This is a genomic window from Nesterenkonia sandarakina, from assembly GCF_014138825.1.
GTDB lineage: Bacteria > Actinomycetota > Actinomycetes > Actinomycetales > Micrococcaceae > Nesterenkonia > Nesterenkonia sandarakina.
In genome coordinates this window covers 955,710-980,343 of record NZ_JACJIH010000001.1, presented here as the reverse complement: position 1 = coordinate 980,343, position 24,634 = coordinate 955,710, and the positions used below count along the sequence as shown (strand labels likewise).

The window sequence follows — 24,634 nt, the reverse complement described above, 5'->3', positions numbered from 1 at the left end:
TGTGAGCACCGCGACCGGCACGAACCCCGCAGATCCCGCAGCAGCAGCCGAGACCGAAGTCATCGACTTCTGCCGGGACCTGATCCGCTTCGACACCTCCAACTGGGGCGAGGGCAGGTCCAACGGGGAGCGCGAAGCCGCTGACTACTGCGCCGCGGTGATGCGCGAGGCCGGTCTCGAACCGGAGATCTACGAGTCCGCCCCCGGGCGCACCTCGGTGGTGGCCCGCATGAAGGGCAGCAACTCCGAGCTGGGCGCCCTGGTGGTGCACGGGCACCTCGACGTCGTCCCCGCCCAGGCGCAGGACTGGCAGGTGGACCCGTTCGCGGCGGAGATCCGCGACGGCATGATCTGGGGCCGCGGCGCCGTGGACATGAAGGATATGAACGCGATGATCCTGGCCGCGATGCTGCGGATGCACCGCGAGGGCCACCAGCCCCAGCGGGACCTGATCTTCGCCTTCTTCGCCGATGAGGAGGACAACGGCAACTTCGGCGCCAAGTGGATGGTCAAGCACCACCCCGAGGTCTTCGACGGCGCCACCGAGGCGATCAGCGAGGTCGGCGGGTTCTCCACCGACGTCGCCGGACAGCGCGCCTACCTGATCCAGACCGGCGAGAAGGGCCTGCACTGGACCAAGATGACCGCCTCGGGCACCGCCGGGCACGGCTCGGCGGTCCACAACGACAACCCCGTGGTCCGCCTCGGTGCCGCCGTGGCTGCGATCGGCGAGCACGAGTGGCCGCTGGATTACACCAAGACCACCCGGGCGCTGATGGAGCAGCTCTCCGAGCTCACCGGGATCCCCTTTGATGAGAAGGACCCCTCGAAGCTGCTCGAGGCCACCGGCAGCGCTTCGAAGTTCATCGCCGCGACCCTGCGCAACACCTCGAACCCGACCTTGCTGGAGGGCGGCTACAAGCACAACGTGGTCCCGGGCTCCGCCTCGGCGCTGGTGGACGCGCGCACCCTGCCGGAGCAGGATGAGCAGGTCGCCGCGAAGCTCAAGGAGCTCGCCGGGGAGAAGGTCAGCTTCGAGCTGCTCAACGGCGGACCCTCCCTGGAGGTCCCGTTCTCCGGGCTGCTGGTGGAGCAGATGGTCGCCTCACTGAAGGCCGAGGATCCTGAGTCCGTGGTGCTTCCCTACATGCTCGGCGGGGGCACAGACAACAAGCACCTGGCCTCGCTGGGGATCTCGGGATACGGCTTCGCCCCGTTGCAGCTGCCCGCTGACATGGACTTCACCGGCATGTTCCACGGCGTGGACGAGCGGGTCCCGCTGGAGGCGCTGACCTTCGGGGTGCGCGTGCTGCACCGCTTCCTCGCCGCCCAGTAAGCGCCGCCCCTTCACGTCGCCGATCGACCGCGCCGTGACAGCCCACCGCCAGACCCCACCGCCAGACCCCACCGCAGGAGCGCCCCATGGACCCCGTCACCGACGTGCTGAGCCCGGAGCTGCTGGCGCGCATCGCCGACCGTGCACCCGGCTACGACGCCCGCAACGAGTTCTGCCACGAGGACCTCGCCGAGCTCACCGAGGCGGGCTACCTGCGCGCCATGGTCCCGGCGGAGCAGGGCGGGCTCGGCTGGGACTTCCCGACCCTGGTCGCCGCGCAGCGGAAGCTCGCAGCCGCTGCCCCGGCCACCGCGCTCGCGGTGAACATGCACCAGATCTGGGTCTCGGTGGCGCGCCGCATGGTCGCCGGTGGACACACCGCCTTCGAGCAGGTGCTCACCGAGGCTGCGGCGGGGGAGATCTTCGCCTTCGGCATCTCTGAGGCCGGCAATGACGCGGTGCTCTTCGACTCCACCACCCAGGCCGAGGTCCACGACGACGGCGCGGTGAGTTTCACCGGGACCAAGATCTTCACCACCCTGGCCCCGGTCTGGACCCGACTGGGCCTCTTCGGCAAGGACACCGCCGCCACCGGGGAAGAAGGCGAGACCCCGCTGATCTTCGGGTTCCTGGAACGCGAGACGACGGGGTGGCACACGATCGAGAACTGGGACACCCTTGGGATGCGCGCCACCCAGTCCCACGCCACGGCTCTGGAGGGCGCCCGGGTGCCGGCGGAGCGGATCGTGCGGCGACTCCCGGTGGGCCCGAACCCGGACCCGCTGGTCTTCGCGATCTTCTCCTCCTTCTTGACCCTGCTCGCTGCGGTCTACACCGGGATCGGAGATCGCGCGCTGACCCTGGGTGCGGAGCTGGTGGCCAAGCGCAGCTCGCTGCTGAGCGGGGAGACCCTGGACCGGGATCCCGACACCCGCTACAAGCTTGCCGAGGCGCAGCTGGCTCAGCTCTCCCTGGACTCGCAGCTGCGCGGGCTCGCCACAGAGATCGAGGCGGGCGTCGACCATGGAGCCTCCTGGTCGCCCCGGCTCGCGGCGCTGCGCACCAACGCCACCCGGACGGCCCGGCAGGTGCTGGACCTGGTCCTGGGGGTCAGCGGGGGAGCGCAGTACCACCGCGAGTCCGAGCTCAGCCGGCTCTACCGGGACTCGCTCGCCGGGATCCACCACCCCTCCGACGACGAATCCGCCCACCGGACGCTGGCCAACTACACCCTCGGCCCGCTCTGAGCCCGGCCGGCCGTGTCGCGCCCAGCAACTTGAGCCCCGCAATCTCAGACCTGCAACCTCAGCCCCGCAAGCTCAGACCTGCAACCTCAGCCCACCAACCTCAGACGGCCCGATCCATGGTGCGCAGCCAGCGCTGGGTCTCGCGCGGTGAGTTGAGGCGGTAGAGCAGCAGATGCGGGTACTCCCGCTCGATGACCTGCGGCAACTGATCCAGGGACCGACGCGTGCGCCAGGACCAGCGGATGATGTGGTCCTTCTCGGTGAAGATGCTGCGCAGCGGTGCCTCACGCAGGCCCGAATCCCAGATCGGCTGCCGAGTCGTTCGCCGGGTCAGCGTGCGGCGGGTGACCCAGTACATCCGTCGCGGCACGGAGTAATCCAGCCAGATCATGGCTTGGGCGCGTCGGGCCAACATCGGCCGGACCTCGCGGTACTGCCACTCGGTGACCCATGCCTCGGGCGAGACCGCCGCCGCGACATCGTCGAGAAACGTCGGTCGTTGCGTCCACCCGGGGCCCCAGTGCAGGTTGTCCATCTCAAAACGCTCGAGATTCCTCAAGGCCGCGAGCTTCTCGGCCAGGGTGGTCTTCCCTGCGCCCGAGGTCCCTGCGACGACGATGCGCGCGCACTCTGGCGGCAGGGGATCAGCAGAACTCAAGGTGGGCACTGAGCCAGCCTAATCATCTCGGAATCCAGCGGGCGGCGAACTCGCGGGGTCGGGAGCCGCGCCGGATCGGCTACAGCGTCCGCTGGACCCGCATCACGCGGCGGCGCAGCCAATAGCGACGCAGCCCGCCGGTGTAGATCATGGAGCGGCGAAGCTCCCACTTGCCGTACTCCGCGTGGTCGGTGACCCGACGCCGCACCTCTTTCAACGACTCCCGCGGCTGGCAGGTGATGACCATGTATTCCCACGTGGGGCCGGCGTCGTCGGTCGTGGTGTAGAGCTCGGCCATGGGCTGGGACCACCGGTTCTGCTGGGTCATCAGAGGTTCACCTTCACTTTCGTGGGGAGGCTCCAGCCTACGTCGGACGGAGTCTCAATCCGAGATCAAGACCAAGACTTACTGAAGTGGTGTCTCGTTGGTACGGTGAGCCTATGACTATGGATCCTCGCGTGGCACTGAACGCGCTGACGAACGCTCTCGAAGAGCATCTCTCCGCTTCGCTGAACCGCCGCGGGGATGAGGATCCGTCGGTGGAGTCCGCGTTCTACAACATCTCCGATGCGTTCGAGGCCTATGAGGACGCGCTCTTCGCCGCCAGCGGCGAGGTCACCCCGCTGGATCTCTATGACGAAGATGACAACGAGGACGACCTCGACGAAGACGACGACGACGACGACGATGAGCCTGACCTCGACGGTGACGAAGAGATCTATGAGGACGAAGACGACGACGATCGCTGATCTCGTCCAGCCCCGCCCCGTCCGGAGGCCCACGGATCGACAGGCAAATCCCAGGGGTCGCTCAGGCGACTGACAGTGTGGAGTGATCCGCGCCACCGTTGTCGGTGACCGGGAAGCGCCCTCGGATGCTCTAGGCTCGGCCTGTGCAGTGGATAGAAGCGATCATTCTTGGCCTGGTGCAAGGCCTGACAGAGTTCCTCCCCATCTCATCCTCCGCGCATCTGCGGATTGTGGGGGAGTTCCTGCCGGGAGCAGCCGACCCCGGCGCAGCCTTCACCGCGATCACCCAGCTCGGCACGGAGCTGGCGGTGCTGGTCTACTTCTGGCGCGACATCGTCCGGATCCTCAAGGCCTGGTTCGCCGCGATCCTGGGCAAACTGCCGCATTCCGACGCCGATGTGCGCATGGGCTGGCTGATCATCGTCGGCACCATCCCGATCGTGGTGCTCGGGCTGCTGCTCGAGGACATGATCGAATCAGTCTTCCGCACGCTCTGGCTCACCGCCACCATGCTTGTGGTCTTCGGCGTGCTGCTGGCCTTCGCCGACGCCTACGGCAAACAGCGCAAACCCCTGGACGAGCTCAGCGTCCGCGACGGCATCCTCTTCGGCTTCGCCCAGGCCATGGCCCTGATCCCTGGTGTCTCCCGCTCCGGCGGCACGATCACCGCCGGGCTGCTCATGGGCTACACCCGGGAGGCCGCGGCCCGGTATTCCTTCCTGCTGGCGATCCCCGCGGTCTTCGGCTCCGGGTTCTATAAGCTCTTCGGCTCGCTGGGCGAGCAGACCGGCCCATACACGATGGGACAGACGCTGGTCGCCACCGCCGTCGGGTTCTTCGTGGCCTACCTGATCATCGGCTGGTTCCTGAAATATGTCTCCACGAACTCTTACACCTTGTTCGTGAACTACCGGATCCTGCTGGGCCTCTTCGTCTATGTGATGCTCGGGCTCGGAATCATCAACGCCTGACCGGCGTTGCCTCAGTAACGACTTCCTCCCCGGCAGGGGATGCCTCGGCGGCCGCGCGGTCGCCGAGGATCCTTCGATGACTGCTGGCTGACCCACTGGTGAAAGGACCGCCGCGTGAAATCGTGGACCTCCCCGGATGTTCCCTCCCTGCCTGCGCTGCCAGAGAACCTGCAGCTGCACGACACCTCGGCGGACACCCTGGTTCCGGTGAAGTCCGCCGACGGCTTGGGGTCCCTCTACGTCTGCGGGATCACCCCGTATGACGCCACCCACCTGGGGCACGCGAACACCTACATCCAGTTCGACCTGCTGGTGCGCTATTGGCGCGCCGCAGGACTGGAAGTGAACTACGTGCAGAACGTCACCGACATCGACGATCCGCTGCTGGAACGCGCCACCGCCACCGGTGTGGACTGGTCCTCACTTGCCGAAGAGCAGACCGAGCTCTTCCGCGAGGATATGGCCGCCCTGGGCGTGATCGCCCCGAACACCTACCTCGGCGCCGTGGAGACCATCCCGGTGGTCGCCCAGGACGTCGCCGCGCTGGTCGAGCTCGGCATGGGGTACCCGGTTCCGGTGCCGATGGAGGAACTCGCCGAGGGTGTCACCCCCGGCGAGCAGGAATCCTTCGACATCTACTTCGACATCGCCGCCGCACAGGCCACCACGCCCTGGACGCTGGGAAGCATCGGCAACTACGACCGGGCCGAGATGGAAGAGCTCTTCCCGCAGCGCGGCGGGGACCCGGAACGACTCGGCAAGCGCGACCCGCTGGACCCGCTGCTGTGGCGGGCCCGCCGCAACGGAGAGCCGCACTGGGACGGAGCGAGCCTGGGCCGCGGCCGTCCCGGCTGGCACATCGAATGCTCCGTGATCGCCCGGCGCCACCTCCCGGCCCCGTTCATGGTCCAGGGCGGCGGCTCGGACCTGCGCTTCCCGCACCACGAGTTCAGCGCCGCGCACGCGACCGCCGCCGACGGCGTGGCCCTGGCCGAGACCTACCTGCATGCCGGGATGGTCGGGCTGGACGGCGAGAAGATGTCCAAGTCCAAGGGCAACCTGGTGCTCTCCTCCCAGATGCGCGCCGAGGGCGTGGACCCGCAGGTGATCCGCACCCTGCTGCTGAGCCACCACTACCGGGCGGACTGGAGCTACACCCCGGAGCTGCTGGAGACCGCCACGCGGCGCTGGCAGCGCTGGAACGCCGCTCTGGCCGAAGCCCCAGAGACCGATGGCTACGGGGAGCTCGGCACCGCCGACGCCGTGCCTGAGGACCTGCAGTACGCGCTGCACTCCGCGCTGTCGCAGAACCTCAACGCCCCCGCGGCGCTGGACACCTTGGACATGTGGGCCAGCGGTCAGCTGGCCGGCGGCACCAGCCGAACCCGGGTCATCGCCGTGGTCCAGGCGATGCTGGGCATCGAGCTCCAGGCCGTCGCCGCAGCGCCGCGGGTCCATGCCAGCTCGGTGGAAACCGCCGGCTGAGCAGCTGCGCCGAGTGCTGGGTCCTAGCGCTGAGGCCGGGCGCTGCGAACGTGAAGCTGAGACCAGGCGCTGAAACTCGGCTCGGAGACCGGGCGCTGCGGCGTGGTCCTCCGGCGTCTCGTCGGGCTCAGTTCTCCGGGCGCTTGCGACGGCGCAGGTAGCGCTCGAACTCCTGGGCGATCGCCTCGCCGCTGGCCTCGGGAAGGTTCGAGGTGTCCGTGGCCTCTTCCAGACGCTTGACGTAGTCCGCGATCTCGGTGTCCTCCTCGGCGAGATCATCGACGCCGCGCTCCCATGCCTCGGCGTCCTCGACCACCTCGCTCTCATCCAGGGTCAGACCCAGCAGGTCCTCCAGCTCACGCATGATCGCCAGCTGCGCCTTCGGCGAGGGCGCCTGACCCACATAGTGCGGAATCGCGGCCCAGAGCGAGACCGCGGGCAGCCCGGCCTGCGCGGCGGTATGCGCCAGCACCCCGACGATCCCGGTGGGACCCTCGTAGCTGGGCTCGTCGATGTCCAGGATCTCCTGCAGCGCGACATCCTCACTGGAGAGCGAGGCCGGGATCGGACGGGTGTGCGGGACATCGGCGAGCAGCGCGCCCACCAGGATGATCCCGGAGACGTCGTTCTCGGCGGCCCGGGTCAGGATGTCCGCGGTGAAGGCCTGCCAGCGGAAGCTCGGCTCCACCCCGTGGACCAGCAGCAGGTCCACTGCGGCGTGGGCCGGTCGGGCGCGATAGATCTTGGTGGAGGGCCAGACGATCTCCCGGTGCCCACCGTTGGAGCGCACCTTCGGGCGCGAGAACTGGTAGTCGTAATATCCGTCATCTTCGACCTTGCCGATCAGCTCCGCCCCGCAGGCCTGCCCGACCGCGCGCACCGCGGAGGAGGCGGCGGCGCCGGCGTCGTTCCAGCCCTCGAAGGCCAGCACCATCACCGTGGGCCGAGACCGTGGATCCTCGCCCCGTCCGGTGGCGGCGGCGGTCTGGCTGGCCCTCAGGTGCTCGGCGAAGCGCTGCGCGAAGCCCTCAGGCAGCGCGGGATCGCCGGCCTCCGGGGAATCGCCGGGGCCCTCGGGGGAGGAGTCCTGAGACGGTGTTTCTTCGCTCACGCTTCTCACACTATCCCGGTGGCGATCCCACGGGAAGCGTACGATTGGGCCCATGCCTTCGACCTCCTCCACCACTGTCATGCCCTCGACCGCGGACGCCGCGCGCCCCTCCGAGGAGCTCTCCGGAGAGCTCCAGGCGGTGTTCTGGGACATGGACGGCACCCTGGTGGACACCGAGCCGTATTGGATCGCCGAGGAGCGCGCCCTGGTCGAGGCCCACGGCGGCACCTGGTCCCAGGAGCAGGCGCACAGCCTGGTCGGGCAGGCGCTGAGCCACAGCGCCACGGTGCTGCGCGAGGCCGGGGTGGACATGACGGTGCGCGAGATCATCGATCACCTGATCACCCGGGTCGCCGCGCGAGCCGCCGCCGAGATGCCCTGGCGTCCCGGCGCCCGGGAGCTGCTGGCAGACCTGCACGCCGCCGGGGTGCGCTGCGCCCTGGTCACCATGAGCGAGAAGCCGCTGGCCGAGGCGGTGGTCGCGGCCCTGCCCGCGGGCCAACTGGAGTTCCTCGTCACCGGAGACATGGTCAGCCGCGGCAAGCCCGACCCGGAGGCCTACCTGCAGGCCTTCCGCACCATGTCCGATGACCACACGCAGCGCAGCGGGGAGCCGCTGCAGATGAGCCGGTGCATCGCCATCGAAGACTCGGTCCCCGGGGTCACCGCCGCGGCGGACTCCGGGCTGGTCACCCTCGCGGTCCCGCACTACACCCCGATCCCCTCCGATGCCCGCTGGCAGACGCTGGACGGGCTGGCCGGTGTGAGCGCGGCGGATCTCGAGCGGCGCCTGCCCCGATGACCCCAGGTCCGAAGGGCAGGTCGCGCAAGGCGATGACGCTGATCCGGGTCGCCGGGGTTCCGGTGCGCTTCCGCGCCTCCTGGTTCCTGATCAGCGCCGCGATCGTGGCGCTCTTCGGACCTCAGGTGCAGCGGATCTTCCCGGAGCTCGGCGCCCTGGCCTACCTGGTGGCGCTGGGCTACGCCGTGCTGCTGATGGTCTCGGTCCTGGCCCACGAACTGGCGCATGCCCTGGCCGCACGCTCCTTCGGCTGGCCCACCACCGAGATCGAGCTGAACCTCTGGGGCGGACACACCGAGTTCCTCGCCCACCGCGCCACCCCCGCGAAGTCCCTCGCGGTCTCCCTGGCCGGACCCGCGGCCAACCTGGTCATCGCCGGCCTGGGCTTCTACCTCTCCGGGGCGCTGGAGCTGACCGGGGTCACCGCGATGCTGGTCCAGGTCACCGTGCTGGTGAACTTCTTCGTCGGGATCTTCAACCTGCTGCCCGGGTTGCCGCTGGATGGTGGGCGGATCGTGGAGTCCGCTGTCTGGGCCGCCACGGGCAACCAGGACCGCGGGATGCGCGCCGCCGGGTGGGCCGGGCGCGTCGTCGTCGTCCTGCTGCTGGCAGGACTGGCAGCAGTGGTGATCTCCGGAGCCCGGGAGGTGAGCCTGGTGGTGGTCGTGGTGACCGTGATGGTCAGCTTCTTCCTCTGGCAGGGCGCCTCGGAGACCGTGCGGGTGGCCAACGCCCGGCTGGGCCGGGCCCGCTGAGACTCAGCTCGCGCTGATGCCCAGGGCCTGACGGGGATAGGCTGAACCCAGACGATACGTCCGCACGCACCGGATCACGGGCGGCGGAGCCGCAGCACCTCAGAGAGCGAGTTTCAGTGACCTCCAGCACCTCCGGCGAGTCCCAGGCGAGAACCCCCACCGGTCCCATCGGGGCGCATATGCGCTCAGGTCCGCTGCGCGCGGGCCAGCGGGTGCAGCTCACCGACCGCAAGGGTCGGCCCAGCACCATCACCCTGCAGCCCGGCGGCGAATGGCACACCCATCAGGGGGTGCTGCGCCATGATCTGCTCATCGGTGCCAGCGAAGGCATCTTGGTGGCCAACGACGCCGGCCACGAGTACCAGGTGCTGCGGCCGCTGCTGAACGACTTCGTGCTCTCCATGCCGCGCGGGGCCACCGTGGTCTACCCGAAGGACTCCGCGCAGATCGTGCAGGTCGCCGACATCTTCCCCGGGGCGCGCGTCGTGGAGGCTGGTGTGGGCTCCGGCGCGCTGTCCATCTCGCTGCTGCGCGCAGTGGGGGAGAGCGGGGTGCTGCACTCCTATGAGCGCCGGGCCGACTTCAAGGAGATCGCCGTGGGCAACGTCGAGGCGTTCTTCGGCGAGCCCCACCCGGGCTGGGAGGTCTACCTCGGGGACATGCAGGAGGAGGTCCTCACGGTGGAGGCCCCCGGCAGCGTTGACCGGGTGGTGCTGGACATGCTCGCCCCCTGGGAATGTCTGGACGCGGTGAAGACCGTGCTGGCACCAGGCGGGGTCTGGGTCAGCTACGTCGCCTCGGTCACCCAGCTCTCCCGCCTGGCCGAGGAGATCCGCGCCTCGCAGGGCTTCACCGAGCCTGAGGCGCACGAGACCATGCTGCGCACCTGGCATCTGGACGGGCTCGCGGTGCGCCCGGACCACCGGATGGTCGCCCACACCGGGTTCCTGCTCTCGGCCCGCCGACTCGCCGATGACCAGACCCCGCTGCAGCTGAAGAAGCGGGAGAAGGTCTCGGTGGCCAGCGAGGAGGACCGCGCCGCCTGGCCCGCCAACGACCCGGAGGCCGTCTGGGACGAGGCCAGCCTGAAGACCCGCACCGTCTCCGGGAAGAAGGCCCGCAAGGCTGCGGGCTATTCACAGAAGATCGCCGCCCAGGCCAAGGAGGTGTTCACCCGTGAGTGAGCAGACCGGCAATCCTGACAACACCGCCCAGTCCAGCCCCGCCCAGTCCAGCCCTGCCCAGTCCAGTCCCGCCCAGTCTCGTGAGGCGCAGCAGCAGCTGCAGCGGCTTCAGCAGGCGCACCGCCAGCTGGACACCATGCGCAGCCGCGCCAAGACCCTCGAGGAGCAGCTGCAGACCGCCGGGCGGAACAACCAGCGGATGGCTGACCTGCTGGAGACCACCCGCAACGAGATCTCCCAGCTGCGCAACGCGCTGCAGGCCGACGGACAGGCGCCGTTCACCTTCGGCACAGTGATCGGCTACCGGCCCGAGCACCCCCAGTCCGAGGGCCGCGAGATCGAGGCGGCAACCGTGGCCGGAGTCGACATCCTGCAGGCCGGGCGCAAGCTGCGGGTCAGCCTGTCCCCGCTGATCAGCCCGGAGCAGCTGCAGGCCGGGGATGAGGTGCTGCTGAATGAGAACTTCACCGTGGTCGCGATCCTCGGCGCCGAACGCACCGGGGAGCTCGCCCGGGTCAAGGAGGTGCTGCCCGACTCCCGGCTGGTGATCATCTCCCGCGGCGAGGATGAACGAGTGGTCACCCTCACCGAGGCCGCCACCGCCGCCGCGCAGCGCGAAGGACTGCACAGCGCCCGCGTGGGCGACGCGGTGATGGTGGACCTGCGCACCGGGACCGCCACCGAGATCGTGCCGCTCTCCGAGGTCGAGGACGTGGTGCTCGAGGAGTCACCGGATGTCTCCTATTCCGACATCGGCGGCCTGGCGGAGCAGATCGAAGCGATCCGCGACGCCGTGGAGCTGCCCTTCCTGCACGCGGACCTCTACCGCGAGCACGGGCTGCGCGCGCCCAAGGGGATCCTGCTCTACGGGCCTCCTGGCTGCGGCAAGACCATGATCGCCAAGGCGGTGGCCAGCTCGCTGGCCTCCAGCGGCCTCCCCGCGCGCGGGGAGACGGGCGCCGGCGTCACGGCGGCCAGTGAGAAGCCGGCTGGTGAGAAGGGCGCCTTCTTCCTGAACATCAAGGGCCCGGAGCTGCTGAACAAATACGTGGGCGAGACCGAGCGGCACATCCGGGTGATCTTCTCCCGGGCCCGCGAGCGGGCCTCCGCCGGGCAGCCCGTGGTGGTGTTCTTCGATGAGATGGAAGCGCTGTTCCGCACCCGCGGCTCGGGGGTCTCCTCCGATGTGGAGACCACCATCGTCCCGCAGCTGCTCGCCGAGATCGACGGGGTGGAGTCCCTGGAGAACGTGATCGTGATCGGCGCGTCCAACCGGGAAGACATGATCGACCCGGCCATCCTGCGCCCGGGCCGGCTGGACGTGAAGATCCGGGTCCAGCGCCCCGGCCGCGAGGGCGCCGGGGAGATCCTGGGCATCCACCTCGGCTCGGAGGTCCCGCTGCACCCAGACCTGCTCACCGCCCACGGGGACCGCAGCGCCGCCGTCGCCGCTCTGGTCGACGCGCTGCTGGACCGGCTCTTCCCGGCGACCCCCCAGGCGCGGCTGCGCCTGATCCACGCCGATGGCAGTCAGACCGGCTTCCAGGCCGCGGACTTCATGTCCGGTGCGGTGCTCAGCAACATCGTGGACCGGGCGAAGAAGGCCGCGATCAAGGACTTCCTGCGCGCCGGCACCGACCCGAGCCAGAAGGGCCTCACGCGTGAGCACCTGCTCGCCGCGGCCGAGGAGGAGCTGCGCGACCAGGAGGACCTGGTGAACCCCGCAGACCCGCAGGCCTGGGCCCGCGTGGTGGGGGCCTCCACCTCCCCGGTGGTCCGGATCGAACGGCCCGGGGAGGCCGCGGCCCACGCCGGAGCCGGGCCTGAGGTCGCAGCCGAAGCCGGGCCTGAGGACGCCGCCGGAGCCGCCGACGCCGCCCGATCCTCCCAGGACGCCGAGGTGCGCGGATGAGCGTGCGTCGGCTGATCGGGATGGAGACCGAGTACGGGATCCACGCTCCCGCCAACCCCCGGGCCAGCCACGTGGCGCTCTCCATCGAGCTGGTCAATGCCTACGCGGCCCACGTCACGGAGAGCGGCGGGGCGGTGGCCGGCACCGAATGGGACTACCAGTCCGAATCCCCGCTGGTGGACGCGCGCGGCTGGGTGCTGCCGCGTTCCGCCGCGCACCCCTCCCAGCTCACAGACACCGGTGAGTCGCTGCGCCATGCGGAGCACGACGACGCGCTGACCCACGCCACCGAACAGGAGCCCGGCCAGGGCCCGGTCCGTGACGCGCTGGGTAACGTCAGCGGGGGAGACCCCAGCCCGGCCGATGCCGCCGGTTCCTTCCACGCCCCCGGCTCGCCGCACTGGCGCGGTGAGTTCTTCCAGGCCGAGGAGGGCGCCCCGCAGCTGCTGATGAACCTGGTCCTGGGCAACGGGGCCCGGTTCTACGTCGACCACGCCCACCCGGAGTACTCCGCGCCCGAGGCCGTGGGAGCCCGCCGCGCGGTGCTCTACGACGTGGCCGGAGATCGGGTCGCGCTCGCCGCCGCCCGCCGGCTCAGCCAGGAGCAGCACGCCCCGCAGGTGCTGCTGTATAAGAACAACACCGACAACAAGTCGGTCTCCTACGGGGCCCACGAGAACTACCTGGTGCCGCGCAGCGTGGACTTCGACGCGCTCGTGGCCGGGCTGCTTCCCTTCTTCACCACCCGGCAGATCCTCTGCGGCGCCGGCCGGGTGGGGCTCGGACAGACCAGCGCGCAGCCCGGGTATCAGATCTCTCAGCGCGCGGACTTCTTCGAAGAGCAGGTCGGCCTGGAGACCACGGTGCGCCGCCCGATCATCAACACTCGGGATGAGCCGCACGCCGATCACGACCGGTTCCGCCGGCTGCACGTGATCATCGGCGACGCCAATATGAGCGAATACTCCGCCTGGATGCGGGTGGGCAGCACCGCGCTGGTGCTGGACCTCATCGAATCCGGACGTGCCCCGGAGCTGAGCCTGAACGATCCGGTGGCGGCGCTGAAGACCATCTCGCATGACCCCACGCTCACCGCCACGGTGCCCACCTCCCGCGGGGAGCTCACCGCGGTGCAGATCCAGCGGCTCTACCTGCAGGCCGCCCTGGACTGGGAACGGGAGAAGACCGGCCTCACCGCAGGCCCGGCAGTGCCCGACGCCGAGACCGCAGAGGTCCTCGAGGCCTGGGAGGCGCTGCTGGTGGACCTTCACCAGGACCTCTACCGCGCCGCGGACCGGGTGGACTGGATCGCGAAGCTGAGCCTGCTCGAGTCCTACCGGCGCCGCGACGGGCTGGCCTGGGACGCTCCGCTGCTGGGCATGGTGGATCTGCAGTACGCGGACCTGCGCCCGGAGAAGGGGCTCTACCACAAGCTGGCCCGCGCCGGCCGGATGCGCCGGCTCTTCACCGATGACCAGATCGACTGGGCCGCGGAGCACCCGCCCGAGGAGACCCGCGCCTGGCTGCGCGGTGCGCTGATCAGCGGCCACGCCGACGTCGTCGTCGGAGCCAGCTGGGACCAGATCCTGCTGCGCGCCGACGAGGTCTCCCCGGTGGTGCGTCTGGGACTGCCGGATCCTTACGCCGGGACCCGCGCCGCGACGGAGAATACACTTAGCAGCGCGGCGCGCCCTGAGGACCTCATCACCGGACTCCAGCGGCTGCTGGGTCAATAGACTGCTGAGTCGCTGAACCGCAGGGCTCAGAGAAGGAGAGATCATGTCCACTCAACCGCAGAAGCGCCCCCAGGGCGGAGACGACGACGGTGCGGCCCCCGATCAGGCGGCGGTCGGCGGCAACGCGCAGGCCCAGAAGCGCGCCGGGGAGCTCGACAGCCTGCTCGATGAGATCGATTCGGTGCTGGAGTCCAACGCCGAGGAGTTCGTCAAGGGCTACGTGCAGAAGGGCGGCGAGTAGCCGCCCATGGATCGGCGCGTCATCGGGGTCGAGACCGAGTTCGGCATCACCCACCACGGCCGCACCCGCCGTGGCCTGCCCCCGGACGAGGTGGCCCGCTACCTCTTCCGCCCGGTGCTGCGCTGGGGGAGAAGCTCGAACGTCTTCATCCCCAACGCCTCCCGGCTCTACCTCGACGTGGGCTCCCACCCGGAGTACGCCACCGCGGAATGTGACGACCTGCTGGACCTGATCGCCTCCGACCGCGCCGGTGAGCTGATCATGCACGACCTGGCGCAGCGCGCCGAGGCGGCGATGACCGAGGACGGCTTCGACGGCAGTGTCTACCTGTTCAAGAACAACGTGGACTCCCAGGGCAACTCCTACGGCAGCCACGAGAACTACCTGATCCCGCGCACCACCCATTTCCGGCGGCTCTCCACGATCCTGCTGCCCTTCCTGGTCACGCGGCAGATCATGGTCGGCGCCGGCCGGCTGGTCCCGGCCACGGACGAGTCCCCGGCGCACTACGCGTTCTCCCAGCGGGCGGACCACATGTGGGAGGGCATCTCCTCGGCCACCACCCGCTCCCGGCCGATCATCAACACCCGCGACGAGCCGCATTCCGACGCCGCGGTGCACCGCCGGCTGCACGTGATCGTGGGCGACTCCAACATGTCCGAGACCACCAGCCTGCTGCGCTACGGCGCCACCGACCTGGTGCTGCGGATGGTCGAGTCCGGGGTTCCGGTGGGAGACTTCGAGCTGGAGAACCCGATCGGGGCGATCCGGCACATCAGCCACGACATCACCGGGAAGGCCGCCGTGAAGATCCGCAACGGGGGCCTGCAGACCGCCGTGGAGATCCAGGCCCGGCTGCTGGACCGGGCGCGCCGCTTCGTCCGTGAGAACGGCGCGCACCATGCGGGCGTGGAGCAGATCTTCGAACTCTGGGAGCGCACCCTGCAGGCGGTCTCCAGCGGCGACCACACCCCGATCGAGCGCGACATCGACTGGGCGATCAAGAAGCGCCTGCTCACCGACGTCGCCGAGCGCGGCAGCCTGCCCATGGGGCACCCGAAGCTGGAACAGCTCGACATGGCCTACCACGACGTCCACCCCACTCGCGGGGTGTTCAACCTGATGGCGGCCCACGGGCGGGTCAGCACACAGCTGGCACCCGAGCGGATCCAACGCGCGATCGTCGACCCGCCGGCCACCACCCGGGCGGCGCTGCGCGGACGCTTCCTCTCCACCGCCCGGGCGCTGGGCGCCGAGCACACCGTGGACTGGGTGCACCACAAGCTGGTGGACCGGCCGTTGGAGGCGCTGATGCTCAAGGACCCGCTCAGCGCGGAGGATCCCCGGATGGACGCCCTGCTGGATCGGCTCGGAGACCGGGTGGCTTCGCTGAGCGAGCAGACCCTGTCCGAACGCCGCGCCCAGGAGCTCCCGCTGGCGCTCAGCGAACGCTACAAGCTGGGGCGCGCCCCGGAGCTTGCTGAGCCTCCGCTGATCTGACGAACCCGGTACCCGGCCTGTACAGTGCTGGTCAGGCCCAGACCATCTCTCCTCGCCGTTCAAGCTGAAGGAAACACCGTGCACTCTTCGTTCCGCCGCACCTGCGTGGCTCTGTCCGTCCCAGCAGTCCTGCTGCTCACCGCGTGCTCCGACGACGGGCTGGGCGACACCGACGCACTCTCCGGGGTGGACCTGCACTTCACCGAGGAGGGCTCCCCGGAGGTCATCCTGCGCAGTCCGCTCGAGCTCGAGGAGGAGGCCTCCCGGGTGCTCGATCGCGGCGACGGCGAGGACCTCGACGAGGAGCAGATCCTCGAGGTCTCCCACGCCGTGGCGGACCCCTCCACCGGAGAGGTCCAGGAGGAGAGCTTCAGCGAGGACAACCCCTCGATGATCTACCTGCCGCAGATGCAGGAGCAGAGCGAGTTCATCTACGACTCGCTCACCGACACCGACCTCACCATCGGGTCTGAGATCGCGCTCTTCGAGCCGGCCGACGCCGAGACCGGCGCCCAGGCCACGCTGCTGGTGCTGCGCGTGGAGGGCCAGTCACCGGCCTTCGCCGAGGGCGAGGTCCAGGAGCAGGACGGCGAGCTGCCCGAGATCGAGAACGAAGAGGGCACGCTCCCGGAGCTGCTCGGCGGCAATGAGGGCGACGCGCCCGAGGAGGTCAGCACCGAGGTGCTCATCCAGGGCGACGGCGAGGAGGTGGCCGCCGACGATCAGGTCGTGGTGCGCTACTCCGGCTGGAAGTGGTCCGACGGCGAGCTCTTCGACTCCAACTGGCCCCAGGATGAGGACGAGGACGACGCCGGGCCGGCCGGCTTCCCGCTGAGCAACCTGGTCCCCGGATGGGCCGAAGGCCTGGAGGGTCAGCAGGTCGGCTCCCGGGTGCTGCTGGTCATCCCACCGGAGTCCGGCTACGGGGAGAGCGAAGAGGACGCCGAAGAGGGCACCGAGCATGAGCTGGCAGGGGAGACCCTGATCTTCGTCGTCGACCTGATCGCCTCCGCCGAGGCGCCTCAGGCCGCCGCGCCCGCCCCGCAGTCCGGTCAGCCCGAACTCTCCGAGGAGGAGATCCAGGAGATGATCGAGCAGATGGAGGCCGAGCAGGGTGGCGGCGAGGGTGCTGACGGCGCCGAAGGCGGCGAGGACGCCGGCGGCGAGGGTGCCGAGAACAGCAACGATGCAGACAGTGACGAAGCAACTGATGAGGAGACCGACTGATGTCTTTCGGCCAGCGCAGCTATGACCGCACCCGCCCCGAGGTGGACTTCCCCGGCGACACCCCTCCCGAGGAACTGGTCATCGAGGAGCTCATCGCCGGCGGCGGACACGCCGTAGAGCCCGGCGACTCCATCTCCTGCCACTACGTGGGAGTCTCCTGGTCCACCGGCGAAGAGTTCGACGCCTCCTGGAACCGCGGACAGACCCTGGACTTCACCGCCGGCATCGGTCAGGTCATCCAGGGCTGGGACCAGGGACTGATCGGGATGAAGGAGGGCGCTCGACGTCGCTTCGAGATCCCGCCGCACCTGGCCTACGGCGAGCAGGGTGCCGGCGCCGCCATCGGACCCAACGAAACCCTGATCTTCGTGGTGGACCTGGTCAGCGTCCGCAAGGCCTCCTGATCCGGCTCGGTGACTGAACAGATCGACGAGGAGCAGGAGGCGGAGCAGGACGTCTACGCCGACTATGGCGTGGCACGGGCCTTCTCCCTGGCCGCGAGCATCCTCGACGCCGGCGCCGGCGGGCTGACCAAGGCGGAGATCCGGGACCGGGTCGAGCACTACCGCACCCAGGCCGAAGGCCAGTCCGCCGACGCCTGGGAGCGGCTGTTCAGCCGCGACAAGGATCATCTGCGCAGCTGCGGCATCGCGATCGAGGAGCCTCCCACAGACCGGGAGGACTACCGCTACCGGATCGATCCCGCGGACTACGGGCTGCCACCGGTGCCGCTGAGCCAGGCCGAGACCCTGGTGCTCTCCCGCGCCGGGCAGCTCTGGGCCGGAAGCCGCACCCGATCCTGGCTGGATCAGGCCAGCTGGGCGCTTGCCGGGCCCGCCGAGGCGTCGTCCTCGGTCTTCGCCGCGGCCGGACCTGCCGGCGGTGCGCTGAGCTTCAACCTGGGCAGCGACGACGAGTTCGACCGGCTCACCGAGCTGGCGGCCCTGCCGCCGCGGGCCGTGCTCGGCTTCGACTACACCGGCAGGGGAGCTGCCCAGCCCGCGCCGCGCCGTGTGGTGCTGCTGGACTTCGCCGCCCGCGGCCACTGGTACCTCATCGGGTACGACCTGGACCGGGGCGCCCGCAGGACCTTCCGATTGGATCGGGTGCACGGCGTCATCAGCCCGCTGCGCCCGGCGCCGGCGTTGAGCGAGGCCGACCGGGCCGGGATTCAGTCAGCCGATGCTAGCTCCGCGCTGCAGGGACTCACCGGCGATCAGGACCCGGCCCGGCTGCTGCGCGGCGTGCTCGCCGCCCACCAGGGGCCCGCACCGAAACCTCCCCGGCTGGCTCCCACCGGGGCGCCGCGCCGGGCTGATCCCGCCCACCGCAAGGTGGAACGCGTGCTCTCCATGGCGGCCTACCTGCTCAGCGCCGACGGGGTCCGCCCCTCGGAGCTGCTCGCCCGGCATCAGATCACACCGAAGCAGCTGCTCAAGGACCTGCTCTCGATCCAGCAGTCGGGCAGCTTCGGCCCGGGCCAGTTCGGCGAGTTCATCGACATCCACCCGTCCCCGCCGCTGAACCTGGACGCGTTCACCCAGGAGTACCTGTCCCGGGATGCCCCGATCACCCTGGCGATGCCCTCGGCGCGCACCGGGGAGGTGCTGGCGCGCCCGCTCACACTGACCAAACCGGGCGCCCTCTCGCTGCTGATCGCGCTGAACACCATGATCGGCGCGGCCAGCCCCAGCACCTACGGCGACGCCGCGACCAGTCGCACCGGCGCCGATACCACTGGGGCCGACACCTCTGGCACCGCTGGTGAGCCCGCCGGCACCGATACCTCCGGCACCGTTGGTGGGCCCGTCGAGGACTGGGTTTCCGCCGCCGAATCACTGCGCCGGAAGATCACCACCGTGCTGCCCGAGGGGCTGCAGGAGGCCGCGACCAAGGTCGCCGCCGGCGCCGGAGTGGGCAGCGAGGCCACCGCTGAGCTTCGGGCCGCTGTGTCAGGCGGTTACTGCCTGGCGCTGCGCTATGAGGACGCCTCCGGGACCATCACCGAACGGGTGGTCGAGCCCACCCACGTCTATCTCGACGGTCCCCGCACCTACCTGCAGGCCTGGTGCCGGGTGGCCCAGGGGCCACGGAACTTCCTCAGCTCCCGGATCCGGGAACAGCGACCGCTGCCCCAGGAGCCGATCGGCGAGACCGCACGCCAGCTCGCCCAAGCCCCGGCGGAGCCGCCGCGTCCGCCCCGGGACAGCGGAGCGTTCGACGTCGTGCTGCGCTTCTCCCCAGCCGCCGCCGCGCTGGCGGATCGCTACTCGCCGCGGAAGCAACGCACCCAGCCGGACGGGACGAGATTCATCAGCACCTGGTTCCAGAGCCGCGAGGCGCTGATCAGGCTCTGCCTGCAGCTCGGCGGGGATCTCACCGTACTTGCGCCGGCCCAGATCCGTGAGCAGATCACGGCGCGGGCCCGCGAAGAGCTGTCCGCCCTGACGCAGTGAGTGGCGTACGATTGGCCTCAAGGAAAGGACCTGTGCCATGAATATCTCCGGCTGGCAGATCGCGATCATCGCGCTGCTGATCATCCTGCTCTTCGGGGCCCCGAAGCTGCCCAAGCTGGCCAAGTCGCTGGGCCAGTCGATGCGCATCTTCCGGTCTGAGGTGCGCACCATGGGCGAGGAGTCCAAGCGGAACTCCACCGACCCGGACGCCCCAGACGTCTCCGCCGAGCCCAGCGAAGACCCCCGCACGGACGAGCGTGCCCCGGTCGAGGGCCGCGTGCTCAACTCCAATGACCCCACCGCCGAGCAGGCCCGCCGCACTGAGCGGGAGCAGCGGGGAGACCACCGCTAAGCCGCATGGCCACCTCGAAGAAGCGGCGGCGCGATCCCGAGCGCACCATGGCGCTGAAGGATCACCTCCGGGAGCTGCGCAACCGCCTGATCAAGGCCGCCATCGGCATCCTGCTCGGGGCGACCGCCGGATTCTTCCTCTACGACTGGCTGGTCCAGGTGCTCGCCGAGCCGATCCTGGCCTTCGAGTCCGAGGGTCAGCTCGCGGAGATCGCGTTCAACACCGTGGGTGGCCCGCTGGATCTGATGATCCGGCTCTCACTCTTCGTGGGCATCGTGATCTCCTCCCCGATCTGGCTCTATCAGATCTGGGCGTTCATCATGCCCGGGCTGAAGAAGACCGAGAAGCGCTACGCCATCGGGTTCATCGCCGCCTCGGTGCCCTTGTTCCTGGGCGGGATCGCCGCGGCCTACAGCGTGCTGCCCCAGGCGGTGGGCTTCTTCCTGGCGCTGAACCCGGAGGGCACCTCCAACGTCATCAACCCGGATGTCTACTTCTCCTTCGTGCTGACGCTGTTCCTGGCCTTCGGGATCGCCATGGTGATCCCGGTGGTGCTGGTCGGGATCAACATGATGGGACTGGTCACCGGCAAGCAGGTGCTCAAGGCCTGGCGCGGTGTGATCATGCTGATCGCCGTGATCTCCGCACTGGCGGCCCCCGGCGGCGACGCGGTGAGCATGTTCTTCCTCGCCCTTCCGCTGACTGTGCTCTTCGGCATCGCGATCCTGCTGTGCATGCTCAATGACCGCCGCCGCGCCAAGCGCGAAGCCGCCACCGACGCCGAGATCGACGAGCTGCTGCGCGACTGAGCCGCGCCGTCGTCGCGTGGCTCAGGCGAGGATCGGGCTGGCAGCGGTGTTCCGGCCCAGATGTTCCCATCCCAGCCCCTGGAAGCATGGCCCCGAGGTCGCCTCGGAGAACTTGATGTCGTTGTGCCCGCTGTTCCACTCCAGCACCTGGACCGAGCCGTCGCGGGCCACCGCCAGATCCCACCCGATGGAGGGGACCATCGGTATGCGCCGATGCAGCCGTTCCACGGCTTCCCGGCAGGCGGCATAGCTGGGCACCTGGTGGCCGGCGAAGACGAAGCCGGAGTCAGGGTGCCGGTCGATCTCGAGCCAGTCCACCGAGTATCCGACCGGGCTGAAAGCGCCCGTCGCCGTGTCCAGGACCACTCGGATGTTCGACTCTGATGCGACGTGGTCCTCCGCGTCCCGTCCGAACCGCAGATAGGCACTCCTGACGGAGGCCCTTCCGTCAGGCTCCAGGACAGTCGTCATCCGCAGCGTCCCTACGGAGCCGGCGGCGACCTGCGCGAAGACCTCATGCTGGTCGATGAACGGCTGGATCACCCCGTCGGGAAGACCCGCGGCCGTCTGGAGGAAGCGATCCCGGTCCAAAATATGCACGCCTCGGCCGCGATCGCTGGCGTCAGCCTTGAAGGCCACCTGTTCACCGCCGGCAAAGACCAGGTCAGTGAACTTCTGCAGTGACGCGACCGGTTCCAGGGAGGCGTTGTACAGCTGGCCCTTGACCACGTATCCGGAGTCGGGGATCTCCTTCTCCTGCCCGAAGATGCAGGCGGTCATCGAGCGCATGTCGGAGAGCCCGCCATAGCGGCCTTCGATCGCTGGCAGGACCACCGACATGTAGTAGTTGTCCGGGATCCACCCCTGACGGAACTCGCCGGCCACCGCGCAGTAGACATAGAGCCAGGGCGCATAGCTCTTGGAGCCGAGGACCTCGACGGCGTACTGATCGGCCTGGGACTGGAGCTGCTTCGGAAGCGGGCCCTTGGCGGTCTCGATCGAGCGGAGCACCTTCGCCGCCGTCCGACTGTTCAAACGGGAGCGGACTTTCATCCGCAACCCATCCTCTGCCTGCTCAATCGTATCCAGGTTCACGCCAGCTCCTCGGAGTTCAGCTGTCCCACGGTATGTTCATCCGGCGTCAATCTAACAGGGCACTGCTCCGCCGACCAGGGTTCCCGGAGTCCCTCTCGCAAATCCGCCCGGCCGCCCCCCTCTGTCGCATGCCTATGCCGTGTCCCATGGCTTTGGCGCGATATATCGATGGGACATGGCATAGCGATGCGACAAACCAGGGAGGGTGGGGAATGCCCCGGGGCGCGCCGGCCCAGCCCCGCCCCGGCCTCCTGTCCGGCCGCCCCGGCTCAGCCCCGGGCTGCGGCCTGAGCGCGGAGTCCGCGCAGCAGCTGATCGTGCTCCTCGATCAGCAGCCGGCGCAGGGCGGCCGGGGCGTCGCCGTTCTCCTGGAGCCAGGCCTCGGTGCGCTGCGCCAGGGGATGCTGCTCGGGCTCCTGCCCGGGAACCAGGTCCTGAGCTCCGGGGTAGAGCCCGGAGACCACCCGGGTGGCCTGGCCCTGACTCATCCGCTCCCACACGTCGCTCAGCGCCTCGAAGTACGCCGGGGTGTGCCGCTCGATCACCGCCGCGGTCTCCGGATCCCCGGCCACGGTGAACCCTTCCACGGTGGCGGTGAGGTGATCGTTGGAGAGCTCCTGGCCGGCGTCGTCGGTCCCAGCCAGGGCCTGCCCGAAGGCGGCCTGCTTGATCCGCCGGTCCGGACGCGCCGCAGCGGCCAGCCGGTGTGCGATCTTCGCCCGGGCCGTGGTCTTGGCGGCCAGCTCCGCGTCCAGCTGCTCCCGGCTCACCCGGCCGTGCGCGGCGAGGGCCTGCAGGAACGCCCAGCGCAGCTCCTCGTCGATCGCCAGCCCGGAGATCCCGTGGTCCTCGGCGGCGCCGTCGAGCAGCGCCTCGAGCAGCTCCAGCTGCGAACCTTCTTCGCGTGAGAGCGTGGCCAGGCACCGGGCGATCGCTCGCTGGTGGTCCCCACCGGTGCGGCGGGTCAGCTCCCCGGCGAGCGTCGCCGCGAGGTCCCGCTGCAGCCCGGCGCGGTCCTCGGCCGGGGTATAGCGCTGGAGCGCGGTCAGCGACTGGCGCAGCAGCCCCTGGACGACGACGATCTCTTCGATGCCCAGGCCCAGCTCCTGCACGGCGGTCAGGAACCGGCGGGCGGGCAGCTCGCCGTCGCGCACCATGGACCACAGCGCGGCCCAGACGGTGGCCCGCGCCAGCGGATCCGCCACCGGATAGGTCAGCACCGCGGCCACCGACTCCGCGTCCAGGCTGAGCTTGGCGTAGGTCAGATCTTCCTCATTGGGCAGCAGCAGCCGGGGGTGTCCCTCGGGGACGCTGAGCTCGGGGACCTCTGTGACGCCGTTCGGCGCGGCCGGGTCCACAAAGACCTCCTGGGCGGCGTGCAGCACCAGGGTGTCGTTCGAGGGATCGAGCAGGTGCACACCGACGCGGATCTTATGCGGCCGGGACACCGACTCACCGGTGGCCGGATCGATGCCCTTCTCGCGGACCAGCACACGACCGGACTCGTCGAGCTCGGCGGAGAGCACCGGGACCCCGGCGGTCTGCAGCCAGGCCCGCGCCCAGTCGTCCATGTTCGCCCCGGTGACCTCCTCCAACACGGCGAGGAAGTCACCCAGTGAGGCGTTGCCGAAGGCGTGCCGGGTGAAGTAGCGCCGCGCGGCCTCCCGGAAGGCCTCCCGCCCGGCGTAGGCGGCGAGCTGCTTGAGCACCGAGGCGCCCTTGGCGTAGGTGATCCCGTCGAAGTTCTGGTCGGCGGCCTCGAGGTCCTCGATGTCCGCGACGATCGGGTGCGTGGTGGGCAGCTGGTCCTGCACATAGGCCCAGGCCTTGCGCCCGTTGGCGAAGGAGATCCAGGAGGTCTCCCAGTCGGTGGCCTCGTCCACGGCCAGGGAGCCCATGTAGTCGGCGAAGGACTCCTTGAGCCACAGGTCGTCCCACCAGTGCATGGTCACCAGATCGCCGAACCACATATGCGCCATCTCATGCATCAGCGTGTTGGCCCGGGTCTCATACTGGGCGTCGGTGGCCGCGGTGTCGAAGACGTACTTCTCGGTGAAGGTCACCAGTCCCGGGTTCTCCATCGCGCCGAGGTTGTACTCCGGGACGAGGACCTGGTCGTACTTGCCCCAGGGGTAGGGGTAGGCGAACTCGGCGTGGAAGAAGTCCAGCCCGCTGCGGGTGAGCTCCAGCAGCGCTTCGGCGTCGAAGTGCTCGGCCAGGGATGCCCGGCAGAGCACGCTCAGCGGCACCTCGCGGGTCTCTCCGCCCGGGACCCCGCCCTGGTAGCGGCCCTCCACGTGGTGGTAGGGACCGGCCAGCAGCGCGGTGATGTAGGAAGACATCCGGGGAGTCTCAGCGAACTCCACCCGGACCAGCCGGTGAGCATCGGCGTCGTCACCGGTGGTGGTCTCCGCGGTCTCCAGCGGCGCCCGGGTGATCGCCGGGCTGTTCGAGCGCAGCTGCCAGGCCTGGGGCCCGATGATCGAGAAGCTGAATCGGGCCTTGAGATCCGGCTGCTCGAAGACCGGGAACACCCGGCGGGAGTCGGCCGGCTCGTACTGGGTGTAGAGATAGACCTGGTCATCCACCGGGTCCACGAACCGGTGCAGGCCCTCCCCGGAGCGGGAATAGCGCGAGGTGGACCGGATCTCCACCGTGTTCTGCGCCTGCAGCTCCGGGAGCAGGATCCGGGCGGGCCCCACGTGGCTGGCCACGTCCAGCTCCACACCGTTGAGCACCAGGGACTCCACCGAGGCTCCCAGGTGGTCCAGGAACGTGCTGGCACCGGCCTCGGCGGCGCAGAACGTGATCAAGGTCTGCACCGGGTAGGTCACTGCTGCCGGGGCGGGGGCCCCGCGCAGATCCACCTCGACGCGGTAGTGCGTGACCTCCAGCAGGGCACCGCGCCGGGCGGCCTCCTCGCGGGTCAGGTTCTCGACATCGGCACGGGGGAAGGGCAGCTGAGCAGTCATCCTGCCATTCAAGCAGACACCTGCTCAGCCGCCCA

At 69.5% G+C, this 24,634-nt stretch carries 22 protein-coding genes; 17 read left to right on the top strand and 5 right to left on the bottom strand.

What is annotated here, in order from left to right:
• The first annotated feature begins 1 nt into the window (after position 1).
• The gene (locus HNR24_RS04460; protein ID WP_182495117.1) at positions 2–1,336 is read left to right on the top strand and encodes a M20/M25/M40 family metallo-hydrolase; all 1,335 of its coding nucleotides are present in this window, start codon (positions 2–4) and stop codon (positions 1,334–1,336) included.
• Positions 1,337–1,422: 86 nt separating this feature from the next.
• Positions 1,423–2,583 carry an acyl-CoA dehydrogenase family protein gene (locus HNR24_RS04455; protein ID WP_182495116.1) on the top strand — a complete coding sequence of 387 codons (1,161 nt, stop codon included), beginning with the start codon at positions 1,423–1,425 and terminating at the stop codon, positions 2,581–2,583.
• 100 nt (positions 2,584–2,683) lie between these two features.
• Here the strand turns inward: HNR24_RS04455 and HNR24_RS04450 are convergent, their stop codons facing one another.
• Entirely contained in the window at positions 2,684–3,250 is a 567-nt protein-coding gene (locus HNR24_RS04450) for a P-loop NTPase family protein (RefSeq protein WP_182495115.1), read from the bottom strand.
• A 70-nt stretch (positions 3,251–3,320) separates the two neighbouring features.
• Complete coding sequence (locus tag HNR24_RS04445) at positions 3,321–3,539, bottom strand: DUF5703 family protein (protein ID WP_058889504.1); 219 nt, start codon at positions 3,537–3,539, stop codon at positions 3,321–3,323.
• A gap of 143 nt (positions 3,540–3,682) precedes the next feature.
• Here HNR24_RS04445 and HNR24_RS04440 point away from each other — a divergent pair, with 143 nt between their 5' ends.
• The 3 genes from HNR24_RS04440 to mshC all read left to right on the top strand — a co-directional run bounded on the left by HNR24_RS04440 (position 3,683) and on the right by mshC (position 6,447).
• Positions 3,683–3,991 (top strand): primosomal protein, encoded by a 309-nt coding sequence (locus tag HNR24_RS04440; protein ID WP_182495114.1) that lies wholly within the window; start codon positions 3,683–3,685, stop codon positions 3,989–3,991.
• Positions 3,992–4,134: 143 nt separating this feature from the next.
• The gene (locus tag HNR24_RS04435) at positions 4,135–4,962 is read left to right on the top strand and encodes an undecaprenyl-diphosphate phosphatase (RefSeq protein WP_058889386.1); all 828 of its coding nucleotides are present in this window, start codon (positions 4,135–4,137) and stop codon (positions 4,960–4,962) included.
• Positions 4,963–5,076: 114 nt separating this feature from the next.
• Positions 5,077–6,447 carry a cysteine--1-D-myo-inosityl 2-amino-2-deoxy-alpha-D-glucopyranoside ligase gene (gene mshC, locus HNR24_RS04430; protein WP_182495113.1) on the top strand — a complete coding sequence of 457 codons (1,371 nt, stop codon included), beginning with the start codon at positions 5,077–5,079 and terminating at the stop codon, positions 6,445–6,447.
• Positions 6,448–6,574: 127 nt separating this feature from the next.
• On the opposite strand, the gene HNR24_RS04425 is transcribed toward mshC, so the two are convergent.
• Entirely contained in the window at positions 6,575–7,558 is a 984-nt protein-coding gene (locus HNR24_RS04425; protein ID WP_232301809.1) for a PAC2 family protein, read from the bottom strand.
• Positions 7,559–7,610: 52 nt separating this feature from the next.
• Here HNR24_RS04425 and HNR24_RS04420 point away from each other — a divergent pair, with 52 nt between their 5' ends.
• The 12 genes from HNR24_RS04420 (at position 7,611) to tatC (ending at position 20,532) form a co-directional block, all read left to right on the top strand.
• Positions 7,611–8,360, top strand: a complete 750-nt coding sequence (locus HNR24_RS04420; RefSeq protein WP_259392402.1) for an HAD family hydrolase — start codon at positions 7,611–7,613, stop codon at positions 8,358–8,360.
• A complete protein-coding gene (locus tag HNR24_RS04415) occupies positions 8,357–9,115 on the top strand; it encodes a site-2 protease family protein (protein ID WP_182495112.1) in 759 nt (252 codons plus the stop codon). Before HNR24_RS04420 ends, HNR24_RS04415 begins: the two co-directional genes overlap by 4 nt.
• Positions 9,116–9,294: 179 nt before the next feature.
• Positions 9,295–10,299 (top strand): tRNA (adenine-N1)-methyltransferase, encoded by a 1,005-nt coding sequence (locus tag HNR24_RS04410; protein ID WP_182496089.1) that lies wholly within the window; start codon positions 9,295–9,297, stop codon positions 10,297–10,299.
• Positions 10,292–12,211, top strand: a complete 1,920-nt coding sequence (gene arc, locus HNR24_RS04405) for a proteasome ATPase (RefSeq protein ID WP_310735387.1) — start codon at positions 10,292–10,294, stop codon at positions 12,209–12,211. The genes HNR24_RS04410 and arc overlap by 8 nt, the downstream gene beginning before the upstream one ends.
• Positions 12,208–13,947, top strand: a complete 1,740-nt coding sequence (dop, locus tag HNR24_RS04400; protein WP_182495111.1) for a depupylase/deamidase Dop — start codon at positions 12,208–12,210, stop codon at positions 13,945–13,947. Before arc ends, dop begins: the two co-directional genes overlap by 4 nt.
• A 43-nt stretch (positions 13,948–13,990) precedes the next feature.
• Positions 13,991–14,188, top strand: a complete 198-nt coding sequence (locus HNR24_RS04395) for a ubiquitin-like protein Pup (protein WP_182495110.1) — start codon at positions 13,991–13,993, stop codon at positions 14,186–14,188.
• A gap of 6 nt (positions 14,189–14,194) precedes the next feature.
• Complete coding sequence (gene pafA / locus HNR24_RS04390) at positions 14,195–15,688, top strand: Pup--protein ligase (RefSeq protein WP_179442180.1); 1,494 nt, start codon at positions 14,195–14,197, stop codon at positions 15,686–15,688.
• A 78-nt stretch (positions 15,689–15,766) separates the two neighbouring features.
• Positions 15,767–16,915 carry an FKBP-type peptidyl-prolyl cis-trans isomerase gene (locus tag HNR24_RS04385; RefSeq protein ID WP_157075494.1) on the top strand — a complete coding sequence of 383 codons (1,149 nt, stop codon included), beginning with the start codon at positions 15,767–15,769 and terminating at the stop codon, positions 16,913–16,915.
• Positions 16,915–17,319, top strand: coding sequence for an FKBP-type peptidyl-prolyl cis-trans isomerase (locus tag HNR24_RS04380; RefSeq protein ID WP_058889377.1), 405 nt, complete (start codon positions 16,915–16,917; stop codon positions 17,317–17,319). The genes HNR24_RS04385 and HNR24_RS04380 overlap by 1 nt, the downstream gene beginning before the upstream one ends.
• 9 nt (positions 17,320–17,328) lie before the next feature.
• The gene (locus HNR24_RS04375) at positions 17,329–19,371 is read left to right on the top strand and encodes a helix-turn-helix transcriptional regulator (RefSeq protein WP_182495109.1); all 2,043 of its coding nucleotides are present in this window, start codon (positions 17,329–17,331) and stop codon (positions 19,369–19,371) included.
• 37 nt (positions 19,372–19,408) lie between these two features.
• A complete protein-coding gene (tatA, locus tag HNR24_RS04370) occupies positions 19,409–19,723 on the top strand; it encodes a Sec-independent protein translocase subunit TatA (RefSeq protein WP_058889375.1) in 315 nt (104 codons plus the stop codon).
• A gap of 5 nt (positions 19,724–19,728) precedes the next feature.
• Entirely contained in the window at positions 19,729–20,532 is an 804-nt protein-coding gene (gene tatC / locus HNR24_RS04365; RefSeq protein ID WP_246310383.1) for a twin-arginine translocase subunit TatC, read from the top strand.
• A gap of 21 nt (positions 20,533–20,553) precedes the next feature.
• On the opposite strand, the gene HNR24_RS04360 is transcribed toward tatC, so the two are convergent.
• Both HNR24_RS04360 and pepN read right to left on the bottom strand, forming a co-directional pair.
• Positions 20,554–21,585, bottom strand: a complete 1,032-nt coding sequence (locus tag HNR24_RS04360; protein WP_182495108.1) for a sugar-transfer associated ATP-grasp domain-containing protein — start codon at positions 21,583–21,585, stop codon at positions 20,554–20,556.
• A 311-nt stretch (positions 21,586–21,896) separates the two neighbouring features.
• Positions 21,897–24,599, bottom strand: a complete 2,703-nt coding sequence (gene pepN / locus HNR24_RS04355; RefSeq protein WP_182495107.1) for an aminopeptidase N — start codon at positions 24,597–24,599, stop codon at positions 21,897–21,899.
• Positions 24,600–24,634 lie beyond the last annotated feature (35 nt).